Annotated in this window: 18 protein-coding genes; 6 read left to right on the top strand and 12 right to left on the bottom strand. The window is 71.7% G+C overall.

What is annotated here, in order from left to right; translation table 11 throughout:
• Positions 1-25 precede the first annotated feature (25 nt).
• The 6 genes from AB0411_RS16765 to AB0411_RS16740 all read right to left on the bottom strand — a co-directional run bounded on the left by AB0411_RS16765 (position 26) and on the right by AB0411_RS16740 (position 5453).
• Positions 26-685: a CatB-related O-acetyltransferase gene (locus AB0411_RS16765; RefSeq protein WP_403148721.1), complete on the bottom strand. Its 660-nt coding sequence runs from the start codon at positions 683-685 to the stop codon at positions 26-28.
• 129 nt (positions 686-814) lie between these two features.
• The gene (locus tag AB0411_RS16760) at positions 815-2047 is read right to left on the bottom strand and encodes a cytochrome P450 (protein WP_366418038.1); all 1233 of its coding nucleotides are present in this window, start codon (positions 2045-2047) and stop codon (positions 815-817) included.
• Positions 2048-2082: 35 nt separating this feature from the next.
• A complete protein-coding gene (locus AB0411_RS16755; protein WP_366418037.1) occupies positions 2083-3447 on the bottom strand; it encodes an NAD(P)/FAD-dependent oxidoreductase in 1365 nt (454 codons plus the stop codon).
• Positions 3437-3646 (bottom strand): ferredoxin, encoded by a 210-nt coding sequence (locus tag AB0411_RS16750; protein WP_366418036.1) that lies wholly within the window; start codon positions 3644-3646, stop codon positions 3437-3439. The genes AB0411_RS16755 and AB0411_RS16750 overlap by 11 nt, the downstream gene beginning before the upstream one ends.
• Positions 3647-3839: 193 nt before the next feature.
• The gene (locus AB0411_RS16745) at positions 3840-4433 is read right to left on the bottom strand and encodes a hypothetical protein (protein ID WP_366418035.1); all 594 of its coding nucleotides are present in this window, start codon (positions 4431-4433) and stop codon (positions 3840-3842) included.
• Positions 4434-4544: 111 nt separating this feature from the next.
• On the bottom strand, positions 4545-5453 hold the full coding sequence (locus AB0411_RS16740) for an LPXTG cell wall anchor domain-containing protein (protein WP_366418034.1): 909 nt from the start codon (positions 5451-5453) through the stop codon (positions 4545-4547).
• An 884-nt stretch (positions 5454-6337) separates the two neighbouring features.
• Between AB0411_RS16740 and AB0411_RS16735 the strand changes: the two genes are divergently transcribed.
• Positions 6338-6964 carry a hypothetical protein gene (locus AB0411_RS16735; RefSeq protein ID WP_366418033.1) on the top strand — a complete coding sequence of 209 codons (627 nt, stop codon included), beginning with the start codon at positions 6338-6340 and terminating at the stop codon, positions 6962-6964.
• A gap of 483 nt (positions 6965-7447) precedes the next feature.
• Complete coding sequence (gntA, locus tag AB0411_RS16730) at positions 7448-8125, top strand: guanitoxin biosynthesis heme-dependent pre-guanitoxin N-hydroxylase GntA (protein WP_366418032.1); 678 nt, start codon at positions 7448-7450, stop codon at positions 8123-8125.
• Between the two features lie 166 nt (positions 8126-8291).
• On the opposite strand, the gene AB0411_RS16725 is transcribed toward gntA, so the two are convergent.
• Both AB0411_RS16725 and AB0411_RS16720 read right to left on the bottom strand, forming a co-directional pair.
• Positions 8292-8945, bottom strand: coding sequence for a DUF2238 domain-containing protein (locus AB0411_RS16725; protein WP_366418031.1), 654 nt, complete (start codon positions 8943-8945; stop codon positions 8292-8294).
• Between the two features lie 257 nt (positions 8946-9202).
• On the bottom strand, positions 9203-9838 hold the full coding sequence (locus AB0411_RS16720) for a DUF4232 domain-containing protein (protein WP_366418030.1): 636 nt from the start codon (positions 9836-9838) through the stop codon (positions 9203-9205).
• A 162-nt stretch (positions 9839-10000) separates the two neighbouring features.
• Between AB0411_RS16720 and AB0411_RS16715 the strand changes: the two genes are divergently transcribed.
• Complete coding sequence (locus AB0411_RS16715; protein ID WP_366418029.1) at positions 10001-10612, top strand: hypothetical protein; 612 nt, start codon at positions 10001-10003, stop codon at positions 10610-10612.
• 183 nt (positions 10613-10795) lie between these two features.
• Here AB0411_RS16715 and AB0411_RS16710 read toward each other — a convergent pair whose 3' ends face one another.
• The 3 genes from AB0411_RS16710 to AB0411_RS16700 form a co-directional block, all read right to left on the bottom strand.
• Complete coding sequence (locus AB0411_RS16710; RefSeq protein WP_366418028.1) at positions 10796-11524, bottom strand: alpha/beta fold hydrolase; 729 nt, start codon at positions 11522-11524, stop codon at positions 10796-10798.
• 99 nt (positions 11525-11623) lie between these two features.
• Positions 11624-11830 (bottom strand): DUF2180 family protein, encoded by a 207-nt coding sequence (locus AB0411_RS16705; protein ID WP_366418027.1) that lies wholly within the window; start codon positions 11828-11830, stop codon positions 11624-11626.
• Between the two features lie 89 nt (positions 11831-11919).
• Positions 11920-12543, bottom strand: coding sequence for a histidine phosphatase family protein (locus AB0411_RS16700; protein WP_366418026.1), 624 nt, complete (start codon positions 12541-12543; stop codon positions 11920-11922).
• Between the two features lie 492 nt (positions 12544-13035).
• Here AB0411_RS16700 and AB0411_RS16695 point away from each other — a divergent pair, with 492 nt between their 5' ends.
• From AB0411_RS16695 to AB0411_RS16685, 3 genes are all read left to right on the top strand, one after another.
• Entirely contained in the window at positions 13036-13683 is a 648-nt protein-coding gene (locus tag AB0411_RS16695; protein WP_366418025.1) for a CAP domain-containing protein, read from the top strand.
• Positions 13684-13882: 199 nt separating this feature from the next.
• Positions 13883-14239: a VOC family protein gene (locus AB0411_RS16690; protein WP_366418024.1), complete on the top strand. Its 357-nt coding sequence runs from the start codon at positions 13883-13885 to the stop codon at positions 14237-14239.
• A gap of 211 nt (positions 14240-14450) precedes the next feature.
• Positions 14451-16856, top strand: coding sequence for an excinuclease ABC subunit UvrA (locus tag AB0411_RS16685; protein ID WP_366418023.1), 2406 nt, complete (start codon positions 14451-14453; stop codon positions 16854-16856).
• A gap of 49 nt (positions 16857-16905) precedes the next feature.
• On the opposite strand, the gene AB0411_RS16680 is transcribed toward AB0411_RS16685, so the two are convergent.
• Positions 16906-19245 (bottom strand): ABC transporter permease, encoded by a 2340-nt coding sequence (locus tag AB0411_RS16680; RefSeq protein WP_366418021.1) that lies wholly within the window; start codon positions 19243-19245, stop codon positions 16906-16908.

Below are 19245 nucleotides of genomic sequence, written 5' to 3'. Positions count from 1 at the left end.
AGCCCGGCCCGCCACCGCGGCGCGGTCACCGCTCCCCGGGGCGGGCCGCCTCCAACGCGTCGACGCTGCCCGACATGACCGCCGGAAGGTGCTCGGTGAGATGGTCGAGCGGCCAGTCCCACCAGGCCACCGCCAGCAGCCGGGCGATGTCCGCATCGTCGAAGCGACGGCGGATCAGGCGGGCGGGGTTGCCGCCGACGACCCCGTAGTCCGGGACGTCGTCGACGACGACGGAGCCGGACGCGATGACCGCGCCATGGCCGATACGGACCCCGGGCATCACCATGGCCCGGTAGCCGAACCAGACGTCGTTGCCGACCACGGTGTCCCCCCGGCCGGGCAGCCCGGTGATCAGATCGAAGTGCGCGGCCCAGGAACCACCCATGATCGGGAAGGGGAACGTCGAGGGCCCGTCCATACGGTGGTTGGCCCCGTTCATCACGAACCGCACCCCCTCCCCCAGCGCACAGAACTTCCCGATGACCAGCTTCTCCGGGCCGTAGTGGTACAGCACATTGCGGGTCTCGAACGCCGTCGGATCGTCCGGATCGTCGTAGTAGGTGAACTCCCCCACCTCGATCAACGGCGAGGTCACCAACGGCTTCAGCAGCACCACCCGCGGCTGCTCGGGCATCGGATGCAACACGGTCGGGTCAGCAGGACCGACAGGAACGGCAGGCACCATCGAGCATCCTCACAGCGGTCGGGGCGGACGAACTCCCCATGATCGCAACCGACTCCGGCGACGGCCAGGCATTTCCCCGAGGGACCTGCCGCCGGCGGCGAACGGACCGGGCACGCCGAGACCCCCGCGCTACCGCGCCCCTCGGCCCTCGCTCCGGCCGTCCTCGATGAGCAGGTGGCGGGGGCCGCGCAGTACGGGGCTGCGGCGGTAAGGGGGCGGATCCTCCAACAGGCGGGGGGTGTCGAGGTGCTGGATGAGTTCGTGGAGGGCGATCTGTGCCTCCAGGCGGGCGAGGGGGGCGCCGAAGCAGCTGTGGATGCCGCTGCCGAAGCCGAGGTGCTGGTTGTCGTCGCGCGTCGGGTCGAAGCGGTCGGGGTCGTGGAACCTGCGGGGGTCGCGGTTGCCGGACGCGAGCATCAGGATGAGCGGCGCGCCCTTGGGGACGGTGACGCCCGCGACCTCGATGTCGGCCAACGGCGTGCGCTGCGGGAGCATCTGGACGGGCGGCTCGTAGCGCAGCAGCTCCTCCACCGCCCTGGGCATCAGGGCGGGCTCGCCGCGGAGGCGTGCCAGCTCTTCGGGGTGGCGCAGCAGGGTGAGGACACCGTTGGTGATCAGGTTGACGGTGGTCTCGTGGCCGGCGATGAGCAGCAGCACGGACGTGGTCATGATTTCGAGCGGTGTCAGCTGTCCGCCGGAGTCGTCGCTGACGAAGGCGGAGAGCATGTCGTCCGACGGGTGGGCACGGCGCTTCTCGGCGAGCTCTCCGAGGTACAGGCCCATCGCCTTCCGGGCCTCGGCGGCGGCCCGCGGGCGCTCTTCGGGGTCCTCCCCCGGGGTGGGGTCGATGCCCGCGACGATGTCGTCCGACCAGGCACGGAACCGGGGTTCGTCCTCGATCGGCACGCCCAGGAGACGGCAGATCACCGTGACGGGCAGCGGGTAGGCGAAGTCGTCGACGACGTCGATCCGTTCCTTGCCGGGGAAGGTGCCGATGAGGTCCTTCACGATGCGGGTGATCTCGTCGTGCATGCCGGAGATCCGGTCCGGCGTGTGGGGCGGGCCGAAGGAGCGCATCGTCAGGCTCCGCAGCCGGTGGTGCTCGGGGTCGTCGAGTCCGATGAAGGCCGGCGGCAGCCCCTGCTCGGCGAGTGCGGTCTCGTCCGGGACGGCGCGCTTGCGGCGGTCCGAGCTGATGCGCGGGTCGTGCAGCAGGGCTTCGATCTCGTGGTAGGTCCCGACCAGGTAGCTGCCGTCTTCCTGCCGCGCCACCCCCTCCTCGCGGAGCTCGGCGTACAGCGGGTAGGGGTCGGCGCGGTGGGCGTAGTCGGTGATCCGGTGGAACAGGGTGTCCGCAGCCATGCGCGGGGGCTCCTCATCGCTATGGAGTGGCGGTCTCAGCGGGCCGGTTGCACCAGGGTCAGGCGCCGGTCCGGCAGATGACCGGTGAGGGCGACGGTCGGACCGTGCGACAGCATCTTCGGATCCGGTACGTCGGAGGGGACCGGCGCCGGGGACTCGATCTGGTCGGCGGCTCCCTGGGCGGGGGGAAACGGCGCCGCCGTCTCGATCAGCCGCTGGTAGTACTCCAGCGCCTTGGCCTGGTTCACGCTCACCGCCGCGGTGACCCGTCCCCGGTATCCGTAGACGGCAACCAGCCGGGCGTCCTTGAGCGACCCCTGGGCGATGACGACCTGGTCGGAGAAGGTGGGTACCCCGACCGACTTGATGTTGAGGCCGAACTGGCTGGACCAGAACGCCGGAACCGTCAGGTGCGGGCGCCGGAGCGGGCCCGGATTGACCATGTTGTGGGCCGCGACCTCGGCCTGGGCGACCGCGTTGCCCCAGTGCTCCAGGGAGAGCAGCTGGTACTCGAAGAGCGGGTGCGGGAACCGGGCCACGTCGCCGGCGGCGAAGATGTCGTCGGTGACGATTCCGTACATGTCGAAGGCGCGGCACCCCGCGTCGCACGTCACTCCCCGTGGGCCCGCGGCGAGTCCCGACTCGGCCAGCCACTCGGTGTTGCGGACGGCGCCGAGGGCCACCACGGCGACATCGGCGTCGATGCGGGTGCCGTCGGAGAACTGCGCGCCGGTGAGCCGGCCGTCGCCCTCCAGCGCGGTGACCGTCACCCCGCAGCGCAGATCCACGCCGTGCGCGCGCTGCAGCTTCGCGGCGAGGGCCCCCAGCGTGCCGCCGAGCGCACCGACCAGGGGTGCCGGGCCCCGCTCCGCGACCGTCACCGCGAGTCCCCGCTCCCGGCAGGCGGAGGCGATCTCCGAACCGGTGAAGCCGGCACCGATGACCAGGACCCGGCCCGGTCCGGCGTCGAGACGCTCCGCGAGCCGGCCCGCGTCCTCGCAGGTGCGCAAGGTGAACACCCCGTCCAGCGCGGCCTCGGCCGGCTTCGGCCAGGGCCGGGCACGGGTCCCGGTGGCGATCAGCAGCCGGTCGAAGGGGACCTTCTCGCCGTCGGCGAGGAGCACCTGTTTCCCGACCGGATCGAGCCCCGTGGCGCGCACCCCGAGTCTCCACTCGGCATCCACCGGACGGCGCCGCGGCAGCCCCACCCGGTCGGCCGGCGCCTTTCCGAGCAGCACCTGCTTGGACAACGGCGGCCTGTCGTACGGGGGATGCGGCTCCTCCCCGATGAGCGTCAGCGAGCCGGCGAACCCTTCGTCGCGCAGCGTCTCGGCGGCCCGCAGCCCCGCGAGCGACGCACCGACGACGACGATGCGGCCGTCGCGCGGTTCACCCTGCATCGGCGCCCGCCTCCTCACCCACGAGAATCGCCTGCACCGGACAGGCCGCCGCGGCCCGGAGCACGGCTTCCTGCTGCTCTTCCGGGACGGCCGGGGTGTACAGCAGGGCCTCCTCGCCGTGCATCGTGAACACGCGGGGGGCGAGGAAGGCGCACTGCGCATAGCCCTGACATCGATTGAGATCGACGACGACGTTCATCACCGGCCCTCCTCCCACCGCCGCACCCATTGCTTCCGCCCTGCCGCTTGCGTTGTACGGCTTCCGTCCTACAGCCGGTCGTGGTGGGAGGCACATGGTGCTGGGCCATCCGGGGGATCTCGCCGAGGCACCCGCCCGGGGGCTGGGGGGCTGCCGCCGTCGGGGCGCGACGGCGGCAGCCCCCCAGCAGAGGTCAGCCCTTGCGGGGGTAGAAACCACCGACCTGGTCGACGTCGGCCGTGCAGTCCGTGTCACGGTAGCGGTCGGCGAAGCTGCCGGTGAGGCCGGTGAACGCGTCGTACGCGTGGTCCAGGGGCAGGTCTTTGCTCACCCTGAACCGCAGCTGCACGTGGACGGACTCCCGGGGCTTCAGCGTCTTCGGGCCGGGAATGGTGCCGCGGGCCTTTCCATCGGCCTGGCGCAGCGTCTTCCAGGCGCGCTGCGAGGTGTCCCAGTACTGCAGATCGCCGTACGGGCTCAGGTCGCGCTCGCCCTCGTTGTAGACATGACTGCCCAGCTTGGCGCTGAGTTCGAACGACTTCAGCTCCTTCGCCGAGGCGTTGGTGAGCGTGGCGGTGTAGGTCGTCCAGTGAGTGCCGAGAGTGATCGACTCGGGTATGCCGAACGAGCGGCCCACCAAGGTGTGGTGGTACTGCCCGGTGTCGAGGTCGGAGCACTTCGGGAGTTCCTCGGCAGGGGCCGCATGGGAGGCGGGCGCGGCGGCCATCGCCATGGGGAGCAGGGCGGCCGTCGCGGCCGAGACCGACAGGGCGCGGCGCAGTTTCATGCAGATCTCTTTCCTGGTTCTTCGGACCCTCGGAGCCTTGGTTTCCCGTGTCATGGGGTTCCGAAGGCCGTGGATCCTTGGGTTGTCAGGTTCTGGGAGCAACGGTGGGGTCTACGCGGTGCCGTCCGTGGCGCCCGGACCGGCCAGGCCCTTCCGGCGGCGCACGCCGATGACCGCACCCGCCCCGGCCACCATCGCGGCTCCGCCGGCGAGTGCGATCGGCGGGAGCGCGGACGAGGAGCCGGTCGCGGCGAGCTGGGCGCCGCCCTGCGGGCTGAGGCCACCGGTGGAACCGGAAGCACCCGTACCACCGCCGGACGCGGCGCTCTGGCCCGGCCCGGCCGTGCCACCCGGCTTGTTGGTCGGGGGCTGCGTCGGCTTCGCGCCCGCGGGGAGGATGGTGAAGTCGTACCAGGCTTCCTTGGCCGAACCACAGGAACCGTCACGGTTGCGGTAGTCGCCGGCGGCGAGCGCGTACCCGGCGCCGGGTTTGGCGTCCTTGACCACGCGGGTGCGCAGTTGGAGCGTGATGCTGCTGCGCGGACCGACGGCGAAGGAGCCGAACAGGTCGTCGGGCTCCGCGTCATGGAAGGTCTTCCACCGCCCCGTCTTGGCGTCGCGGTACTCGGTCTCCAGCTCCCAGTACGGCCGGTCGACGTCTTCGGCCGAGGACACCAGCAGGAAGGGCTGGACCTCCTCCAGGGGCTTGCCGGTGGTGTTGGTGAGCTTCATGGAGAAGGGGGTCCAGGCGCCGCCCGCAGTCAGCTGGTGCGGCAGCCCGCGGACGGCCGCCTGCAACTGGTCGGACTCGAACGCGCAGGACTGACCCGCTCCGCCGCCGCTCGTTGCGGAACCGGCTAACCGGTCCCCCGGTGTTGCGGCACCGGGTGAGGCGGGCGTGCGGGGACCGGCCTTGGACACCGGCTCCGTGGCGAATGCGGCGGCGGACGCAGCCAGTACGGCGGCGGGCGCCATCACGGCAGCCGCTGCGGCGGCCGTCAGAGTGCGGCGAATCTTCATACAGCAGACCTCTCGTATCCCAAGTGCCGCCTGAGTGGCACAGGTTGACGTTCGTCTTGTTCAGGCCGTGCATGACTCACGGTGTGCGTGAGTCTGGATGCAGATATGCGTACATGCGCACACCTGCGCCTTATGTAGGAGGACAAGCTCCGCGAAAGGGTTGCCTGCTCAAGTCACTGAAGCGGCGCACAGGGTGGGTGGAGTGACAGTCGGCACCGGCGCCGTCGAGGGCGCCGCCGCGGTCGGCCACCAGACGTCGACCGAGCGAGCCACCACCGACGCAACCTGGTCGAACACTGCTTCAACCAGCTCAAGAGGCTTACGCGGCATCGCCACCCGATGCGAGTGTGACCGCCGCCGCCTACGGAGCAGCGGTCACACTCGCATCCATTCCGCTCCGGGCAAGATCCGCTTGTGGACGGGCCCTCACGGGCAGTCGCCTCGCGGCCGAGAGCACTACGGAGCGGGCTCGCTCCACTCGGCGCGCCAGGGTCGGGGGCGGGAGCGGGCCCGGCCGAGGCCGACCCCCGGTGCGACGGGTATCGGAACAACCTCACGCATGCGCGCGAGACGCCGGCGAGCCGCACCACCGGCGGAAGGACTCAAAGGAGTGACAACCGGACGGAGTTCCGTACCTCCGTTGACTGTGCGTGGGAGCGTATTCACGGCCCGTATGGCTCATTCAAGTCCCTTTTCTTGACTGCAACAGAGGGGTTGGGCAGCATCCGAACACCCCATGACGGTGGGATTGTTCGGCCGTGGAGCCGACCGTCGGAGCGCTGTGTGCGGCGATAAAAGGGAGCGGTACCGGGTTAATTGCGGAGCGAGATGAGTAACATCCAGCCAACCGCAGATCGATCAGACAAGAGAGAGCAGGCTTTTTCATGTCAGACTCGGAATTCGCCGTGCAGGTGGCTGCCAAGCTGAAGAGCATCGCGAAGGAGATCGACGAACTGCACAAGCTCCGGGCGAAGCTGGAGGATCTCCAACAGCACCTCGACACGGGCCCGCAGGAGAAGGCCGTCGCGCCGCGACCCGTGGAGACCGGCACCGCGGCCGCGAAGCCGGCGACCGCGGCGGCGAAGCCGGCGACCGTGCCCGCGGCGCGGCGCGCGAAGCCTGCCGCACCGAAGGGCAAGCCGGCGAAGAAGGCCCCGGCCAAGACGGCAGGGAGCGCGAAGAAGGCACGGAAGGCCACGCCCGCCCGGGGCAAGGCCCGCCAGCGGAACGCCACCCGCGCCGACCGCGTGCTCGGCCTGCTCGACGAGCAGCCGCGCACGGTGACAGAGCTGACGAAGCTGCTGGCGCAGGAGCACCCGGACCACACGGCACCGGAGACCGCCGTGCGCAACACCCTGGAGACCTCGCTCGTCGCCAAGGGCCTGGCGCACCGCAGCAAGCAGGGCAGGAGCGTCTTCTACTCCGTCCCGGGCGCCGCGCAGGAAGGCGCCAAGGACAGCGCGGCCGACGCCACCGAAGCCGCTGAGGAGGCCGCACCCGCCCGGGCCTGACCGGGCTCCCGCTCCCGACCGCCGCCGACCGCCGACCGCGGCCAGAAGACGGGAGCCGCGCCCGGCGCTGCCCACGCCGGGCGCGGGCAGTGCGGAGGTGCGAGATCGGCGACCGGCGGGCGGAGCGGGCGTGCTGCGGGTTCGCACGGGCGAGCGGTCGCTCGCCGCAGAGGGGGCCGGGCGGCGCGGGGCGTGGCGCCGCCGGGGCCCACCCTGGCGATCAGGTGGCCGATCGTCTGAGACGATGAAGATCGACAAGAAGCCCTGCAGCGAGAGCGAGCTGTCCGGCGGCCGAGGCGATACCACGGCCGAATTTGGACATAACGCAGCAAAAGCGGCGCTTGAGCCGTCGGTGAGGGCAGCCGGAAGGGGGTGACACGGCCGAGTCTTGACGAACCGGCCCTGCCCGATCTTGACTGCCAGGGTCCCACCCCTGCAGGGCCCCCACCGGGGGTATTGCCCCACTCACCGAAGGTCACGAACATGACGGTTGACGCCTCCGCCGCCACCGAAGTTGACGCCGCCACCGACGTCGGTCGGTTCCTGCTCGGCGATGCCTTCCCCTGCTTGGCCGGCCGTTCGGCATGGCGACAGGGTGGCATCACCCATCGCCATTACACGTGGTTCGGTGATGACGAGGCAGCCCGGCTGATGGCGGCCGATCTTCAGACGTACGTGGAGGCGGTGGACTGGGCCGCCAAGCCCTTCACCAGCTTCGTGGCCACCTTCTCGGGCCCGTTGAACGTGCCGGAGGTCGAGTTCGAGACGCTGCTGTGGCAGCAGCTGCAGGCCGTCCACGACTACGACAGCCTCACGCACCCGTGGGCCGACGGTTACGACCGCGATCCGGCGTCCGGCGCCTTCGCGTACAGCGTCGCCGGGCACCCCTTCTTCGTGATCGGACTGCACGAGACGCACAGCCGCATCGGTCGTCGCCCGCCCTTCCCGATGCTCGCCTTCAACTCCCACGCCCAGTTCGACCGAATAAAGGCCGCGGGCCAGTGGGACCGGCTGCAGGAGAAGATCCGCAAGCAGGACATCGAGCTGCAGGGCAACATCAACCCCAACCTCGTGGAGTACGAGCAGCTCTCCGAGGCCCGGCGCTACTCGGGCCGGCGCAAGCCGGCGGACTGGGAGTGCCCCTTCTCCGCTCGGACCTGAGGGAACGTCACCGGGCCGCGGGGCAGTTCAGGCCGGGAACTCCTCGCGGTACGCGGGTGGCGAGAGCTCCTCACGGCGTACGGTGCCGCGAACTCCGCGATACGCAGGCAGGGAGCGGCGGCTGTCCGCCTCTCCGCCATGGCGGCGTCGCCCGCCCGGAGCGCGGTCAGGCGGCCTGCCGTTCCGTGCTCCGGTGCTCCTCCCCGGCGCTGCCGTAGCGCGCGAGCTGACGGTCGTGGACGCGGCCGAGGAGCAGCAGCGCGACGATCGCCCCCAGAAGGGCACAGGCCATGTCCCACTGGGTGTCCCACGGGTCCCCCTGGGTGGCGAGGAAGGCGTCGGCGGCCGAGCCGCCGGCCAGTGCGCTCCACCACTCGATCAGCTCGAAGAACGCGCTGAAGGCCAGGCAGGCGCACACCGTCAGCGGGGACAGCCAGGCGCTGCCGCGCAGCGGGGAGGTGCGGACCAGGAGTTCGCGGACCAGGATGGCGGGCACAAAGCCCTGCATCAGATGCCCGATCCGGTCGTAGGGGTTGCGGGAGAGGTCCAGGGCGTCCTGCAGCCAGTGCCCCAAGGGGACCTCGGCGTAGGTGTAGTGGCCGCCGACGATCAGGACCAGCGCGTGTACGGCGAGCAGGCAGCACAGGAGCGGGCTGAGCGGAAACCGCCGCCACACCACGACCAGCAGCGGCAGGCCGACCATCACCCAGCAGGTCTCCATGACCCAGGTGGTCCGGTCATGGGGCTGCAGGCCCGAGAGCGCCAACGCGAGGAGCACCGCTACGGCGAGCATCGGGGGGAACTTCCGGGAGGTGGTCATGGTGCCCTCATGGATCGGCGTCGGGGGGAGCGGGACACGGGGTCGGCATCGAGGACAGCGGGGCCGCGGACCGGCGTCGGGGGCCCCGACCGGGTGCGGGCCGTTACGTCGCCGCGGAGGCGGTCGGCGTGGTCCGTGCCGTAGGGCGCGTATGCCCAGCGGGGCGGTCGCCACACCACAGGCGGGAGAAGACAACGACGGTCAACCCTCCCAGGGCACGAGGAGGGTTGACCGTCGAGGGGCTGGGGGTCCGGCACCTAGCCGGCGGCAGGAGACAGCGCGCTGACCGTGAACTCGTTGCCGCACACCCGCAGGCCGGCGCCGCGCGTGGTCATCGACTCCTTGGAACCCGGCGGGTATGCCTGCACCAGGTCCGCGCCCTTCCGGCAGCCGGAGCCCTTCATCCCCTCGTTGATGGTGTGCAGCACCCCGTGGGCACTGGCGCCGGGCGCGAGAGTGACCGCCTTTCCCGCGCCGCCCTCATGGACCGCCGGCTTTCCGATCGGCTGTCCGTCCTTGGCCAGGAGCGAGACGCCCGGGAAGCCCCGCAGCGTGCAGGACTCCTTGCCGTTGTTGGTGAACACCAGCGCATAGCGGATGTTGCCCGCACCCTGGTCGGGCCGGCCCAGGCTCATCCGCATCGATGCGGCCCGGCAGCGGTTGGCCGAGTGGTCCGCGGAGGCGGCGCCCTGCGCCGCGGTGGGCTGACCGCTGCCGCCCGACGCCCCGCCGGCGCCCTGCGAACCCCCGGCCGAACCGCCCCCGTTGCCGCCGGAGGCCGAGCCGGCGTCGGACGAGGCCACGGGCGACGGGTCCTTGGCGGGGTCGGCCATGTTCGTGTCGCATGCGGAGAGCGCCACGGCGGAGGCGGCTGCCAGCACGAGCAGGAACAACCCTCTCCGTCCGCGCTGTCAGCTCACTAACGCCGCGCCAACGTCCGCCACCGTCGTGGCCCTGAGGACGGCCGAGATCCATTGGCCCGACCGCACCGAACCCACCGATGACGTGCACATGGCGCGTACGATCGGATGCCCCCCTACGGGAAAGGCATCTCCATGAAGAAGACATCCGCTCGCAGAGCCACCTGGCGCACGCTGCTCGCCCTGGGCGGTGCGGCAGCGTTAAGCGTGCCGACCGCGGTAGCAGCACAAGGCGTACCGCGCACCACCGCGGAAGGAGGTCGGGGCGGCGGGTGCGCCGTCGTGTACTTCGACCTCGGCGAAACGCTGGTGCACACGGCCGAGGACAAGAGCATCCGGTACATGCCGGGAGCCGCCCGGTATCTGCGCGCGCTGCGCGCCCGCCACATCCCCGTCGGACTGATCACCAATGTGCCGTCCTCGTGGGGCTCCACCGACGCGGAGCGGGCGGCGGAGCTGAAGCGGGTGATCAACAAGGACTGGGCGGACAACAGCCCGTTCGCCTGGTCGGACTTCGGCGACCGGATCTTCACCCCGCGGACCGAGGCGGAGCGGAAGCCCGCGGCGGCGCTGTGGCAGCGCGCCAGGAGCGCATCGGGCCGCTGCCGGCTGGTGTACCAGGCGGAGACGCCGGACGAGGTACAGGCCAGCCGCTCCCTCGGATACTTCGCCTACCAGGCCACCCGCCCCAAGTGGCCCACCTACCTCCCGGTGCCGGTGATCACCGCCCTGGCCCATCTTCCCTAGGGGGAACGCGGGGGCCGTGAAGGAGCGTTGAGGCGTCTCGCCCGCCGGGCGGCCGCGCTCGCACCGCGAGCCCGCCGAGACGGACCGGCCTGCGAGACCGGCCTGCACGAGCCGACGTGTGCGGGCCGGTTCATGCAGACGAGCTGATGCAGGCCGGTTCGTGCGGGCCGGCCTGCGAGGTCGTCACGTCGCCGCTGACCGGCTGTAGGCCTCCAGCCGGTCGGCCAGCTCGGCCGGGCGGGACAGCATCGGGAAGTGCCCGCCCGCCATCTCGTCGGGCGCCATCCCCAGGCGCTCGGCCACCACGGAGCGCAGGAACGGTGCCGGGAAGAGGCGGTCCTGACGGCACAGCAGGAACCGGGTCGGCACTTCGGGCCAGGCCGCCATCGGCCAGGGCCGTGCGCCAGGGGTCTCGGACTGCCGCCGCCAGCGGCCCACCGCCTCGGCCGCCAGCTCCGGCGGCAGATCCTGGAAGAACGGATCCGCGGCAGAGCCCGGCACGGCGGACTCGGGTACGTCCTCCGTGCCCGGGTCGGCGCCGGCCCGCTGTGCGTCCCGTCCGGCCCGTCTGACCCGGGAGTCCGGGTGACGCGTCGCCCGCCACCACTCCCGCGGCGCCTCACCCGGCAACGGCACCATCGCCGCCAGCAGCACCAGCAGGTCCACCGGCACCCGCTCGCAGACCAGCGGCGCGGTGAAGCCGGCGAACGAGTGCGCCACGAGCACCAGCCGCTCACGGCCCGCGACCGCCTCGACCACCGCGTCCGCGTACTCGTCCAGGCCTGCCGCGTCGTCCCCGCAGGGCAGATCCACGCTCACCACATCACGGCCCCGGGCGCGCAGCTCCGTCTCCAGGAGATGCCAGTGCCACGCATCGCATGCCGCACCCGGAATCAGTACGAAGGTCGTCATCGACCGCATCATGCCACCGCGGGCGGCCCGGCACCCCGGTCACGGCCGGATCTCCCGGCACGGCCCGGATCCACGGGCCCGACCCCCGGCGTCCCGGCATCAGACCGGCTGCGTCGCCCCTCGGCAGACCGTGCACACGATGCGGCGCGCCGGCTCCGGCAGCGTGCTCTGCCCCACGCCCTGTACACGGACCACGGTCTGCGGGGCGGCCCAGGCGTGCCGGTCGCACAGCGCCGCGCCGCAGTTCCGGCAGATCGCCACCGCGGCGGCGTGTGCGTCGCTCGTCGCGCAGTCATAGCAGTTCATGACACCTGTCCGATCTCGTGGGGGAGGCCGACGCGGACCCAAGCGCAATGTACGTCGCGACGCCCGGCGGACGCGGGAAGGCGCCGCCCTCAGGGGTGGACGTCGAGCGGGAAGCCCGTCCAGCGGAGCTCCGTGGGGAGGTGACCCATGTCGTTGAAGAAGACCAGGGAAGCGGGGCGGCCCGGTGTGTAGCGGATGACGGTCAGCGCGGCGTTGGCGTGCGCAAGGCCCATCCAGCGCCATTCGGGCGCGTCGAGGGCGGCGCGGACCAGCCAGCCGATGAGGAAGTTGTGGGTGACGACGAGTTGGTGGCGGGGCTCGTCACCGGCGACGGGACCGGTGAACTGGGCGAGGGCCTGCCGAGCCAGTCCCGGACCGGACTCCCGTTCCGCCGCCGGGAACTGGCCCAGGCGGTGGAGCATGCCGTCCGCACACTCCGGAGGCAGCTCCGCCCGCTGCGGCAGGTAGGGGACGTAGTCCCCGGCCACGTCCGACACATGCCGGGGGACGTCGCCGAGCTGGGCGCAGATCAGCCGGGCGGTCTGCGCCGCCCGCGGCAGCGGACCGTGATGGCACACCGAGACGGGCGTGCCCCGGAGCCGCTCGCCGAGCAGTACGGCCTGACGACGGCCGCGGTCGGTCAGCTCGGTCTCGTCCGCTGAAGCCTCGCCGTGCCGGGCGAGGTAGAGGAAGCGCGTAGCCGTTCGCGTCATGAGTCCGGTCCCCCGCAAGCGTTCATGATCTTCGGATGCCCTGGTGGACGCAGGCCCGTCCGGCGCGGTTCCCATTACGGACAAAGCGATTCCGTGACATGCGTCATAGCGCGGTCCGGCATCAACTAAGCCGGATAGTAGATGACCCCTCGGCGACATAAGAGATTTGTCCGTCTTGGTCTGCGCATATCCCGCACGACACCCAAAGACATTCGGCCCACTCGGCACCATTGCCCGCGCAGTGAACACATAAGGGCTTCTGACAGGGCAACAGGAATTCCCGGTAGATCCGGGAGGCGGACCAGCACGCTCCCGCACTCGTGACAAGGGTCGGCCATTACTACGAAGCACAGTAGTAGCCGAGTTTGTTGCCTTGCCTGCACAGCGGTGCCAAGAATGACGAGCCGCAAGGCGTCTCCGCAGCTCAGGCGCGGAAATTGCACAGAGCCAGCCGCGCCAGGGACGCTCCGCAATTACCGAGTGAGGTCACGCATGACGAAACATCGCAGGACGCGGCGCTACCGGCAGATAACCGTCGCCGCCCTGGCCGTAGGAGCCGTGGGAATTCCCTCCGCCGCCATGGCTTGTCTGGGCCAGGAGAACGAGGCCGGCCGGCATCACGGCCATTGGCAGAATGCGTCCTACGATCATCGGCAGGCGAAATCGAAGTGGGGCCACGAGTCGAGCGCGGACGCCGCTGAGAAGCCCGCCGCATCCGCCGGCGCTGCGAAGACCACCACCGCCTCGAAAACCACCGCGGCGTCCGGCGACACGGCCAAGGTGGTGGACCTCGTCAACAAGGAGCGCAGCAAGGCCGGGTGCTCCGCGCTGAAGGTGAATGCGAAGCTGACCAAGGCCGCCCAGGACCACAGCAAGGACATGGCCGACCACAAGAACATGTCCCACACGGGCTCCGACGGCTCCTCCCCGGACGACCGGATCACGCGTGCCGGTTACCAGTGGAACTCCTACGGCGAGAACGTGGCCTACGGCTACTCCACGCCCGAGGAGGTCATGAAGGGCTGGATGTCCAGCCCCGGCCACAAGCGGAACATCCTCGACTGCTCCTTCAAGGAGATCGGCGTCGGCCTCGCGCAGCCCGGCGACTACTGGACGCAGGACTTCGGCACGGCCGGCTAGTACCACCCCCCGAGGGGGGCCGGTCGCGCCGGTGACCGGCCGGACCGCCGCGGCGCAGCACAGGACACGGCGCATCGAGCGCACGGGAATCTGCCGCGCTGCCGCTGCCGGACCGGCCGGCGATCGAGGCGCGCGCTCCGCACGCCGCGGCTAGCGTGACGGGCATGGGCCCCACCCCCCGACGACCTCAGGAGTGACCATGACCGGCTCTTCCACCCAGGGCATCAAGACCGTGCTGCATCCGGTGACCGACCTGGCGGCGGCCAAAGAGGTGTACACCGCGCTGCTCGGCGTACCGCCGCAGGCCGACGAGTCCTACTACGTCGGTTTCGAGGTCGCGGGCCAGCACATCGGGCTGGTGCCGGGCGGCGGGCCGCAGGGCATGACCGCGCCGGTGGCCTACTGGCACGTGCCGGACATCGAGGCGAAGCTGGCCGAGGTCACCGCCGCGGGTGCGACCGTGAAGGAGCCCGCGCACGAGGTCGGCGGCGGCCGTCTGGTGGCCACCGTCACCGACCCGGACGGCAACGTCCTCGGGCTGCTCCAGGACCGGTGAGCCACCGCCCGAGCCGCGCTGCCGAGGGCCGATGCCCGACCGCGGCCGGCCGGCCCCGACGCCCCGGCCGGAGCTTCGCGTAGCGGCGGACCGGAGGTTCCGTGGGCCTGGGCGGCGGAAAGCGGGACGTCCTCCATCGAAGCTGGTTGGATCGAGCGGGTGACGCCGGCGGACACCGCGACGGCGGACCCGCCTCACAGATGGAGACACGATGAGCATGGCCACGGGGACGAACGCGCAGTCGAGCGGGCCGCACGCCGCGGACAGCCACGACCTGATCCGCGTGCACGGCGCGCGCGAGAACAACCTCAAGGACGTCAGCATCGAGCTCCCGAAGCGCCGGCTGACGGTGTTCACCGGCGTCTCCGGCTCGGGCAAGAGCTCGCTGGTGTTCCACACGATCGCCGCGGAGTCGCAGCGGCTGATCAACGAGACGTACAGCGCCTTCGTGCAGGGCTTCCTGCCGACGCTGGCGCGGCCCGAGGTCGACGTACTCGACGGGCTGACGACCGCGATCATCGTCGACCAGCAGCGGATGGGCGCCGACTCCCGCTCCACGGTCGGCACGGTCACCGACGCCAACGCGATGCTGCGCATCCTCTTCAGCCGGCTCGGCACACCGCACATCGGCCCGCCCGGCGCGTACGCGTTCAATGTCCCCTCGGTCCGGGCGAGCGGTGCGATCACCGTCGAGCGCGGTGCCAAGAAGGCGGTGAAGGCGACCTTCTCCCGTACGGGCGGCATGTGTCCGCGCTGCGAAGGCCGCGGCACCGTCTCCGACATCGACCTCAGCCAGCTCTACGACGACTCCAAGTCGATCGCCGAAGGCGCGTTCACCATCCCCGGCTGGAAGTCCGACAGCTTCTGGACCGTGCGGGTCTACGCCGAGTCGGGCCTCCTCGACCCGGACAAGCCGATCCGCAAGTTCACCAAGAAGGAGATGCAGGACTTCCTCTACCGGGAGCCCACCAAGGTGAAGGTCGAGGGCGTCAACCTCACCTACGAGGGCCTGATCCCCAAGATCCAGAAGTCCTTCCTGTCCAAGGACAAGGAGGCGCTGCAGCCGCACATCCGCGCGTTCGTGGAGCGGGCGGTCACCTTCACCACCTGCCCCGAGTGCGACGGCACGCGGCTGAGCGAGGGCGCCAGGTCGTCGAAGATCAAAGGCATCAGCATCGCCGACGCCTGCGCGATGCAGATCAGCGACCTGGCCGCATGGGTCGGCGGTCTCGACGAGCCGTCGGTGGCGCCGCTGCTCGCCTCGCTGCGGCACACCCTCGACTCGTTCGTGGAGATCGGGCTGGGCTACCTCTCGCTGGACCGGCCGTCGGGCACGCTGTCGGGCGGCGAGGCGCAGCGCGTCAAGATGATCCGCCACCTCGGCTCCTCGCTCACCGACACCACCTATGTCTTCGACGAGCCCACCACCGGCCTGCACCCCCATGACATCCAGCGGATGAACGACCTGCTGCTGCGGCTGCGGGACAAGGGCAACACGGTGCTCGTCGTGGAGCACAAGCCGGAGACGATCGCGATCGCCGACCATGTCGTCGACCTCGGCCCGGGCGCCGGTGCGGCCGGCGGCACCGTCTGCTTCGAGGGCACCGTCGAGGGACTGCGGGCCGGCGGCACCGTCACCGGCCGCCACTTCGACGACCGGGCCGCTCTCAAGGAGTCGGTGCGCAAGCCCACCGGCGCCCTGGAGATCCGCGGCGCGACCACGCACAACCTGCGCGACGTCGATGTCGACATCCCGCTCGGGGTCCTCACCGTCGTCACCGGTGTCGCCGGGTCCGGCAAGAGCTCGCTCGTGCACGGGTCGCTGCCCGGGCAGGCGGGGGCCGCCGACGGGGGTGTGGTGGCGGTCGGCCAGGGCCCGATCCGCGGCTCGCGCCGGAGCAACCCGGCGACCTACACCGGACTGCTCGACCCGATCCGCAAGGCGTTCGCGAAGGCCAACGGCGTGAAACCGGCGCTCTTCAGCGCCAACTCCGAGGGCGCCTGCCCCACCTGCAACGGCGTCGGCGTCCTCTACACCGACCTGGCGATGATGGCCGGCGTCGCCACCCCCTGCGAGGACTGCGAGGGCAAGCGGTTCCAGGCCTCGGTGCTGGACCACCACCTCGGCGGCCGCGACATCAGCGAGGTGCTCGCGATGTCGGTGACCGAGGCCGAGGAGTTCTTCGGCTCCGGCGAGGCGCGCACCCCGGCCGCGCACCGCATCCTGGGCCGGCTCGCCGACGTCGGGCTCGGCTACCTCAGCCTCGGCCAGCCGCTCACCACGCTGTCCGGCGGCGAGCGGCAGCGGCTCAAGCTGGCCACCCACATGGCGGAGAAGGGCGGCGTCTACCTCCTCGACGAGCCGACCGCCGGCCTGCACCTCGCCGACGTCGAGCAGTTGCTCGGCCTGCTCGACCGGCTCGTCGACTCCGGCAAGTCGGTCATCGTCGTCGAGCACCACCAGGCGGTCATGGCACACGCCGACTGGATCATCGACCTGGGCCCGGGCGCCGGCCACGACGGCGGCCAGGTCGTCTTCGAGGGCACCCCCGCCGACCTCGTCGCCGACCGTTCCACCCTCACCGGCCGGCACCTCGCGGCCTACGTCGGCGCCTGAGCGGAGGACCGCTTCCGGGGTTCGGGGACGCGCCGTGTGAGCGGATGCCCTAGAGCACGGCGCTGGCCGAGTCCGCGAGGCGGCGGCGTGCCGCGCGGGCGGCGGGCAGGAGCGAGGCGGCTGCGGCGATGGTCACCGCGACGGCGATGACCAGCAGCAGGACCGCCGGAGCGGGGCACTGGGCGATGCCGGTCCCCCAGCCGCTGGTGCGGCCCTGGAGGTTGATGAGCCACTCGGCGGCGAGGAGGCCCAGCGCCGTGCCGGCCAGCGCGGCGGCCAGCGTGACGAAGGCGGTGGCCGAGACGATGACGGCGGTGATCTGGCGGGGTGTGAGGCCGACGGCCTTGAGAGCGAGCAGGTCGCGGCTGCGGTCGCGCACCCCGGCGCCGATCGTGGTCGCGAGTTCCGCCAGCCCGATGAGGACCAGTACCGCGATCAGGCCGATGGCGACGGCGCGGACCGCCGTCAGCTGCTCGGCGGGATTGGGGATCTCGCGCACTTCGAGACGGCCGGCCGACGCCTTGGTCAGGGCGTCGCGCACCACGCCGGGGTCAACGCCGTGCGGCAGGACCAGGTGGTAGAAGTCCGGGCGGGGCGACGGGGACCCGGCGGACGTGGCGCCGGTGGTGTCGTCGTCGCGCAGGGTGTCCAGGGTGGTGGAGACGACCCGGCCGGCGTCGGCGGTTTCGATGGTGCGGCCGACGATGTGGAGGACGTGCGGGTGGCCGGCGACGGTCATCCGGACCCAGTCGCCGACGTGGGCGTCCAGGAGGTCCAGCAGGCCCTGTCCGGCGATCGCTTCGTCGGGGCCGTGGGCGGCGCGCCCTTCCACGACGGCGAAGGGGTACGGGTGTGCCTCGGTGCCGAGCCCGCGCAGGGTGATCGTCCCGGTCTGCCCCGGTACGAGGGCCTGTACTTCGGCCCCGGGGTAGGCGGTCACCCCGGGCCGGGAGGTGAGGAGCGGGCGCAGCTCCCGTTCGCCGAGGGTGTCGGAGCGCGCGGTGAGCGCCGCGGGCAGGCCGACCGTCTCCGGGTGCGAGGTGAAGCGGTCCAGGGTGGTCCAGGTGCCCAGCGCGATGGTGATGAGCAGCAGCGGAACCGCCAGCCGGGCCACGGCTGCCGAGGAGCGCAGCGGTCGGTGGAAGGCACCGCGCCAGCCGAGGACCAGGGCCGGCGGGATTCTGAGCCCGAGTGCCCGCCGGGTGAGGCCCGTCGCCCGGCCACCGGTGGCCGTGACGGCGCGGGCGACGGGCACCGGCGGTACCCGCCCCGCGCGCCACGCGGCCAGGCAGGTCGCCGAGCCGATGAAGGCCACCACCCCGCCGGAGATCGCCCAGGGCAGCCAGGCGTGCTCGGGAAGCTGCCGCCACAGGGCCATCGCGTCGCCGATCCGTCCGGGGACCAGCGTGCCGAGCGCCTGGGCGAGCAGCGCCCCCAGGGCGACACCGCCCAGCGCGAGGCCCAGGTGGAGGGCGAGGAACATACGGACCACCTGGCCGGGTGTGAAGCCGATGGCCTTGAGGATCGAGATGTCCCGCAGGTGGGCGCGCACCCGGGTGCTGATGGCGCCACCCACCGCCAGGGCCGCGGCGAGCAGTGCGCCGAGCCCGAAGAGGCCGAGCAGCCGCCCGAGGAGCTGGTTGTCCCCCTCGGCTGCGGCCTTGGCCTGCCGCCAGGTCGAGACATCGGTGATCTGGTCGGCACCGAGCCGGGTGACCGCCCGCTGGACGACGTAGTCGGTGTCCGCCGGGTCGCTGAGCTGGAGTCCTATGGTGCGGCCACGCTGGTCGCCGCCCGCGTCGGAAGCGGCGAGGGTCGTGGGGAGCACCCAGGCCGCGCCCGGGGATTCGCCCGCGCGGAAGCCGGCCTCGGCGGTGTCCGCGACGCCCACGACGCGCAGATGGGCCGCGATGCCGCTCAGCACGAGGGAGTCGCCGGGCTTGGCCCACATGGCCCGGGCCACCGAGCTGTCCAGCACGATGCCCGGGGTGGCGCCCGCGTCGGTGTCCGCGTCGAGCCAGCGGCCCGCGACGATCTGGGGAGCGGCGGTGGTGGGGCGCTGCGCCGTCCCCCGCAGTTCCAGGGTCGCCCTGGCGCCGCCGGGCTGGAGGCCGGCGGTGGCGCGGACCGTGCGGAAGGGGCCGGAGGTGGCGCGTACCTCGTCGAGTCCGGCGAGCGACCCGGCGGCGGTGCCGGCGCGGGTGTGGATCCAGACGTGGGCGCCGGAGGACTGGGTGAAGACGCGTTGCCAGGGGTCGGTGGCGTACGCGAAGAGTGCGGTGGCCAGGAGCAGGGTGATGGTGATCCCGGCGGTGGCCAGCACGATGAGCACGGCGGCGGGCCGGTGTGCTCGCAGATGTGCCTGGGTCCAGCGTGCCGCTGCTCGCAC

The organism is Streptomyces angustmyceticus (assembly GCF_040701845.1).
Taxonomy (GTDB): Bacteria; Actinomycetota; Actinomycetes; order Streptomycetales; family Streptomycetaceae; genus Streptomyces; species Streptomyces angustmyceticus_A.
This window is presented reverse-complemented; position numbering and strand designations above follow the sequence as displayed.

Excerpts from the sequence above, each read along its gene's own strand:
- AB0411_RS16765 (WP_403148721.1), bottom strand. The coding sequence starts at position 685 with ATGGTGCCTGCCGTTCCTGTCGGTCCTGCTGACCCGACCGTGTTGCAT.
- AB0411_RS16760 (WP_366418038.1), bottom strand. The coding sequence starts at position 2,047 with ATGGCTGCGGACACCCTGTTCCACCGGATCACCGACTACGCCCACCGC.
- AB0411_RS16755 (WP_366418037.1), bottom strand. The coding sequence starts at position 3,447 with ATGCAGGGTGAACCGCGCGACGGCCGCATCGTCGTCGTCGGTGCGTCG.
- AB0411_RS16750 (WP_366418036.1), bottom strand. The coding sequence starts at position 3,646 with ATGAACGTCGTCGTCGATCTCAATCGATGTCAGGGCTATGCGCAGTGC.
- AB0411_RS16745 (WP_366418035.1), bottom strand. The coding sequence starts at position 4,433 with ATGAAACTGCGCCGCGCCCTGTCGGTCTCGGCCGCGACGGCCGCCCTG.
- AB0411_RS16740 (WP_366418034.1), bottom strand. The coding sequence starts at position 5,453 with ATGAAGATTCGCCGCACTCTGACGGCCGCCGCAGCGGCTGCCGTGATG.
- AB0411_RS16735 (WP_366418033.1), top strand. The coding sequence starts at position 6,338 with ATGTCAGACTCGGAATTCGCCGTGCAGGTGGCTGCCAAGCTGAAGAGC.
- gntA (WP_366418032.1), top strand. The coding sequence starts at position 7,448 with ATGACGGTTGACGCCTCCGCCGCCACCGAAGTTGACGCCGCCACCGAC.
- AB0411_RS16725 (WP_366418031.1), bottom strand. The coding sequence starts at position 8,945 with ATGACCACCTCCCGGAAGTTCCCCCCGATGCTCGCCGTAGCGGTGCTC.
- AB0411_RS16715 (WP_366418029.1), top strand. The coding sequence starts at position 10,001 with ATGAAGAAGACATCCGCTCGCAGAGCCACCTGGCGCACGCTGCTCGCC.
- AB0411_RS16710 (WP_366418028.1), bottom strand. The coding sequence starts at position 11,524 with ATGACGACCTTCGTACTGATTCCGGGTGCGGCATGCGATGCGTGGCAC.
- AB0411_RS16705 (WP_366418027.1), bottom strand. The coding sequence starts at position 11,830 with ATGAACTGCTATGACTGCGCGACGAGCGACGCACACGCCGCCGCGGTG.
- AB0411_RS16700 (WP_366418026.1), bottom strand. The coding sequence starts at position 12,543 with ATGACGCGAACGGCTACGCGCTTCCTCTACCTCGCCCGGCACGGCGAG.
- AB0411_RS16695 (WP_366418025.1), top strand. The coding sequence starts at position 13,036 with ATGACGAAACATCGCAGGACGCGGCGCTACCGGCAGATAACCGTCGCC.
- AB0411_RS16690 (WP_366418024.1), top strand. The coding sequence starts at position 13,883 with ATGACCGGCTCTTCCACCCAGGGCATCAAGACCGTGCTGCATCCGGTG.
- AB0411_RS16685 (WP_366418023.1), top strand. The coding sequence starts at position 14,451 with ATGAGCATGGCCACGGGGACGAACGCGCAGTCGAGCGGGCCGCACGCC.